Genomic DNA, 5,500 nt, shown 5'->3' on the forward strand with positions numbered 1-5,500 from the left:
GGTGCGTCCGATCTTTGAGAACTCAACAGCGTGCACTTGTCAAATGCCAAATTTATTTCTCTGTCGACCAGTTTTCTGGTTGGTGGGGGTCTTTTTTGGATCAATTCATGGATGTCAGTTTGATATTCGTTTTTGGTCATGGTTGAACTCGCTGCTTCTTCACCGTTTTTCCCGGTGGGTTGTGGCAATCATTTTTTATGGAGAGTTTGATCCTGGCTCAGGATGAACGCTGGCGGCGTGCTTAACACATGCAAGTCGAACGATGAAGCTGAGCTTGCTTGGTGGATTAGTGGCGAACGGGTGAGTAACACGTGAGCAACCTGCCCTGGACTCTGGGATAAGCGCTGGAAACGGTGTCTAATACTGGATATGAGCTTTCACCGCATGGTGGGGGTTGGAAAGATTTTTCGGTCTGGGATGGGCTCGCGGCCTATCAGCTTGTTGGTGAGGTAATGGCTCACCAAGGCGTCGACGGGTAGCCGGCCTGAGAGGGTGACCGGCCACACTGGGACTGAGACACGGCCCAGACTCCTACGGGAGGCAGCAGTGGGGAATATTGCACAATGGGCGGAAGCCTGATGCAGCAACGCCGCGTGAGGGATGACGGCCTTCGGGTTGTAAACCTCTTTTAGCAGGGAAGAAGCGTGAGTGACGGTACCTGCAGAAAAAGCGCCGGCTAACTACGTGCCAGCAGCCGCGGTAATACGTAGGGCGCAAGCGTTATCCGGAATTATTGGGCGTAAAGAGCTCGTAGGCGGTTTGTCGCGTCTGCTGTGAAAACCCGAGGCTCAACCTCGGGCCTGCAGTGGGTACGGGCAGACTAGAGTGCGGTAGGGGAGATTGGAATTCCTGGTGTAGCGGTGGAATGCGCAGATATCAGGAGGAACACCGATGGCGAAGGCAGATCTCTGGGCCGTAACTGACGCTGAGGAGCGAAAGGGTGGGGAGCAAACAGGCTTAGATACCCTGGTAGTCCACCCCGTAAACGTTGGGAACTAGTTGTGGGGTCCTTTCCACGGATTCCGTGACGCAGCTAACGCATTAAGTTCCCCGCCTGGGGAGTACGGCCGCAAGGCTAAAACTCAAAGGAATTGACGGGGACCCGCACAAGCGGCGGAGCATGCGGATTAATTCGATGCAACGCGAAGAACCTTACCAAGGCTTGACATACACGAGAACACCCTAGAAATAGGGGACTCTTTGGACACTCGTGAACAGGTGGTGCATGGTTGTCGTCAGCTCGTGTCGTGAGATGTTGGGTTAAGTCCCGCAACGAGCGCAACCCTCGTTCTATGTTGCCAGCACGTAATGGTGGGAACTCATGGGATACTGCCGGGGTCAACTCGGAGGAAGGTGGGGATGACGTCAAATCATCATGCCCCTTATGTCTTGGGCTTCACGCATGCTACAATGGCCGGTACAAAGGGCTGCAATACCGTGAGGTGGAGCGAATCCCAAAAAGCCGGTCCCAGTTCGGATTGAGGTCTGCAACTCGACCTCATGAAGTCGGAGTCGCTAGTAATCGCAGATCAGCAACGCTGCGGTGAATACGTTCCCGGGTCTTGTACACACCGCCCGTCAAGTCATGAAAGTCGGTAACACCTGAAGCCGGTGGCCTAACCCTTGTGGAGGGAGCCGTCGAAGGTGGGATCGGTAATTAGGACTAAGTCGTAACAAGGTAGCCGTACCGGAAGGTGCGGCTGGATCACCTCCTTTCTAAGGAGCACCTCAACTCTTCGGGGTTGTAGGACCCAGATCAGGGCGAATGTTCCTGGTTGGGGCTCGTGGGTGGAACATTTGACATGGCGTCAGCGCAGCTGGTTCCTACTAGTACGCCGCACTCTTTCGGGGTGTGGTTGGAGGGTGGGGTCTGGTGAGCGGGGTGCCTGCACGCTGTTGGGTCCTGAGGGACCGGACGCTGCTCTTCGGAGTGGTGTGCAACTCTCTGGGCTCGTCCTGCTGCCGGCTTTTGGCTGGTGGGTGGGTCGGGTACCGCCCGTACTTTGAGAACTACACAGTGGACGCGAGCATCTTAAAGATGTGGTGCGTAAGCATCATGTCGAAACGATAGACAATTCTTTTGGAATTGGCTCATGTGATTTCAAGTCTTTAAGAGCAAACGGTGGATGCCTTGGCATCTGGAGCCGAAGAAGGACGTAGCAATCTGCGATAAGCCTCGGGGAACTGATAAGCAAGTTTTGATCCGAGGGTGTCCGAATGGGGAAACCCCGCTGGGCGGCGTGCCGACCCAGTGACTCCCGCCTGAATATATAGGGCGGGTAGAGGGAACGCGGGGAAGTGAAACATCTCAGTACCCGCAGGAAGAGAAAACAACCGTGATTCCGTGAGTAGTGGCGAGCGAAATCGGATGAGGCTAAACCTCATGTGTGTGATAGCCGGCAGGCGTTGCATGTGAGGGGTCGTGGGACTTTCTTGATCATTCTGCCGAGTGGTCGACGTGACAGAAGCGTATAGACGAACCGTCTTGAAAGGCGGGCCAGAGTGGGTGCCAGCCCCGTAGTCGAAATGCGTGTTCTGACGTGGAGAGTATCCCAAGTAGCACGGGGCCCGAGAAATCCCGTGTGAATCTGTCAGGACCACCTGATAAGCCTAAATACTCCCAGATGACCGATAGCGGACAAGTACCGTGAGGGAAAGGTGAAAAGTACCCCGGGAGGGGAGTGAAATAGTACCTGAAACCGTTTGCTTACAAACCGTTGGAGCCTCCTTAGTAGGGGTGACAGCGTGCCTTTTGAAGAATGAGCCTGCGAGTTAGCGATATGTGGCGAGGTTAACCCGGGTGGGGTAGCCGTAGCGAAAGCGAGTCTGAATAGGGCGATTCAGTCGCATGTCCTAGACCCGAAGCGAAGTGATCTATCCATGGCCAGGCTGAAGCGACGGTAAGACGTCGTGGAGGGCCGAACCCACTTAGGTTGAAAACTGAGGGGATGAGCTGTGGATAGGGGTGAAAGGCCAATCAAACTTCGTGATAGCTGGTTCTCTCCGAAATGCATTTAGGTGCAGCGTTGCGTGTTTCTTGCCGGAGGTAGAGCTACTGGATGGCCGATGGGCCCTACAAGGTTACTGACGTCAGCCAAACTCCGAATGCCGGTAAGTGAGAGCGCAGCAGTGAGACTGTGGGGGATAAGCTTCATAGTCGAGAGGGAAACAACCCAGACCACCATCTAAGGTCCCTAAGCGCGTGCTAAGTGGGAAAGGATGTGGAGTTGCTTAGACAACCAGGAGGTTGGCTTAGAAGCAGCCACCCTTGAAAGAGTGCGTAATAGCTCACTGGTCAAGTGATTCCGCGCCGACAATGTAACGGGGCTCAAGCACGCCACCGAAGTTGTGGCATTGACATTATTGGTAGGCCTTCGTGGTCCAGCCGTGTTGATGGGTAGGAGAGCGTCGTGTGGCGAGTGAAGCGGCGGGGTGACCCAGCCGTGGACGCCACACGAGTGAGAATGCAGGCATGAGTAGCGAAAGACGTGTGAGAAACACGTCCTCCGAAAGACCAAGGGTTCCAGGGTCAAGCTAATCTTCCCTGGGTAAGTCGGGACCTAAGGCGAGGCCGACAGGCGTAGTCGATGGACAACGGGTTGATATTCCCGTACCGGCGAAGAACCGCCCCAACTAACCCAGTAGTGCTAAGTATCTGAATCCCCATGACCGGAGCCTTCGGGCGATGGCTTGGGGCCTAGCGTACGACCCCATGCTGGTGCGGTTAGCGTATTAACAGGTGTGACGCAGGAAGGTAGCCCAACCCGGGCGATGGTTGTCCCGGGGCAAGTGCGTAGGCCGAGTCGTAGGCAAATCCGCGACTCATACAGGCTGAGACACGATGCGGATGAAAAGTGGGTGATCCTATGCTGCCAAGAAAAGCATCGACGCGAGGTTCTAGCCGCCCGTACCCCAAACCGACTCAGGTGGTCAGGTAGAGAATACCGAGGAGATCGAGAGAATCGTGGTTAAGGAACTCGGCAAAATGCCCCCGTAACTTCGGGAGAAGGGGGGCCATCCACTTATACCAGCTTGCCTGGAAAAGGGTGTGGTGGCCGCAGAGACTAGTGGGTAGCGACTGTTTACTAAAAACACAGGTCCGTGCCAAGTCGCAAGACGATGTATACGGACTGACGCCTGCCCGGTGCTGGAAGGTTAAGAGGACCGGTTAGCCGCAAGGCGAAGCTGAGAATTTAAGCCCCAGTAAACGGCGGTGGTAACTATAACCATCCTAAGGTAGCGAAATTCCTTGTCGGGTAAGTTCCGACCTGCACGAATGGCGTAACGACTTCCCAACTGTCTCAACCGCGAACTCGGCGAAATTGCATTACGAGTAAAGATGCTCGTTACGCGCAGCAGGACGGAAAGACCCCGTGACCTTTACTACAGCTTGGTATTGGTGTTCGGTGTGGCTTGTGTAGGATAGGTGGGAGACTATGAAGCGGATACGCCAGTATTCGTGGAGTCATTGTTGAAATACCACTCTGGTCACTCTGGATATCTAACTTCGAACCGTGATCCGGTTCAGGGACAGTGCCTGGTGGGTAGTTTAACTGGGGCGGTTGCCTCCCAAAAAGTAACGGAGGCGCCCAAAGGTTCCCTCAACCTGGTTGGCAATCAGGTGGCGAGTGTAAGTGCACAAGGGAGCTTGACTGTGAGACTGACAGGTCGAGCAGGGACGAAAGTCGGGACTAGTGATCCGGCAGTGGCTTGTGGAAGCGCTGTCGCTCAACGGATAAAAGGTACCTCGGGGATAACAGGCTGATCTTGCCCAAGAGTCCATATCGACGGCATGGTTTGGCACCTCGATGTCGGCTCGTCGCATCCTGGGGCTGGAGTAGGTCCCAAGGGTTGGGCTGTTCGCCCATTAAAGCGGTACGCGAGCTGGGTTTAGAACGTCGTGAGACAGTTCGGTCCCTATCCGCTGCGCGCGTAGGAAGTTTGAGAGGATCTGACCCTAGTACGAGAGGACCGGGTTGGACGAACCTCTGGTGTGCCAGTTGTACTGCCAAGTGCACCGCTGGTTAGCTACGTTCGGGATGGATAACCGCTGAAAGCATCTAAGCGGGAAGCCGGCCTCAAGATGAGACTTCCATACCTTCGGGTGAGAGGCTCCCAGCCAGACTACTGGGTTGATAGGCCAGATGTGGAAGCACGGCAACGTGTGCAGCTGACTGGTACTAATAAGCCGATGACTTGATAACACCCAAACTTTCCCCGGGTAGAACCGGGTTTAAGAATGCACGCGTCCACTGAGTGGTTCCCGATGTACGGTCGGGAACAAACAACAAAACACTGCTTTGTCGTGTACGACTGAAACATCAAAAGAGTTTCGGCGGCCATAGCGAGAGGGAAACGCCCGGTCACATTCCGAACCCGGAAGCTAAGCCTCTCAGCGCCGATGGTACTGCAGGGGGGACCCTGTGGGAGAGTAGGACACCGCCGGACACCCATTCACGGAATGGCCACCCACACCCTGGGTGGCCATTCCGCGTTAACA

Annotated in this window: 1 protein-coding gene and 3 rRNA genes; 3 read left to right on the forward strand and 1 reads right to left on the reverse strand. The window is 55.1% G+C overall.

What is annotated here, in order from left to right; translation table 11 throughout:
- Nucleotides 1-188, reverse strand: a 188-nt coding sequence (locus tag ACFWJ8_RS20865; protein WP_378815173.1) for a hypothetical protein, incomplete at its 3' end; no start/stop codon positions are given.
- A 6-nt stretch (nucleotides 189-194) separates the two neighbouring features.
- Between ACFWJ8_RS20865 and ACFWJ8_RS20870 the strand changes: the two genes are divergently transcribed.
- From ACFWJ8_RS20870 to rrf, 3 genes are all read left to right on the forward strand, one after another.
- Nucleotides 195-1,716, forward strand: a 16S ribosomal RNA gene (locus tag ACFWJ8_RS20870).
- A gap of 383 nt (nucleotides 1,717-2,099) precedes the next feature.
- Nucleotides 2,100-5,204: ribosomal RNA gene (locus ACFWJ8_RS20875) — 23S ribosomal RNA — on the forward strand.
- 127 nt (nucleotides 5,205-5,331) lie between these two features.
- A 5S ribosomal RNA gene (gene rrf, locus ACFWJ8_RS20880) occupies nucleotides 5,332-5,448 on the forward strand.
- The 16S, 23S and 5S rRNA genes sit together here, the layout of an rRNA operon.
- Nucleotides 5,449-5,500: the final 52 nt, after the last annotated feature.

It is taken from the genome of Microbacterium sp. NPDC058389 (assembly GCF_042722305.1).
Classification (GTDB): Bacteria; Actinomycetota; Actinomycetes; order Actinomycetales; family Microbacteriaceae; genus Microbacterium.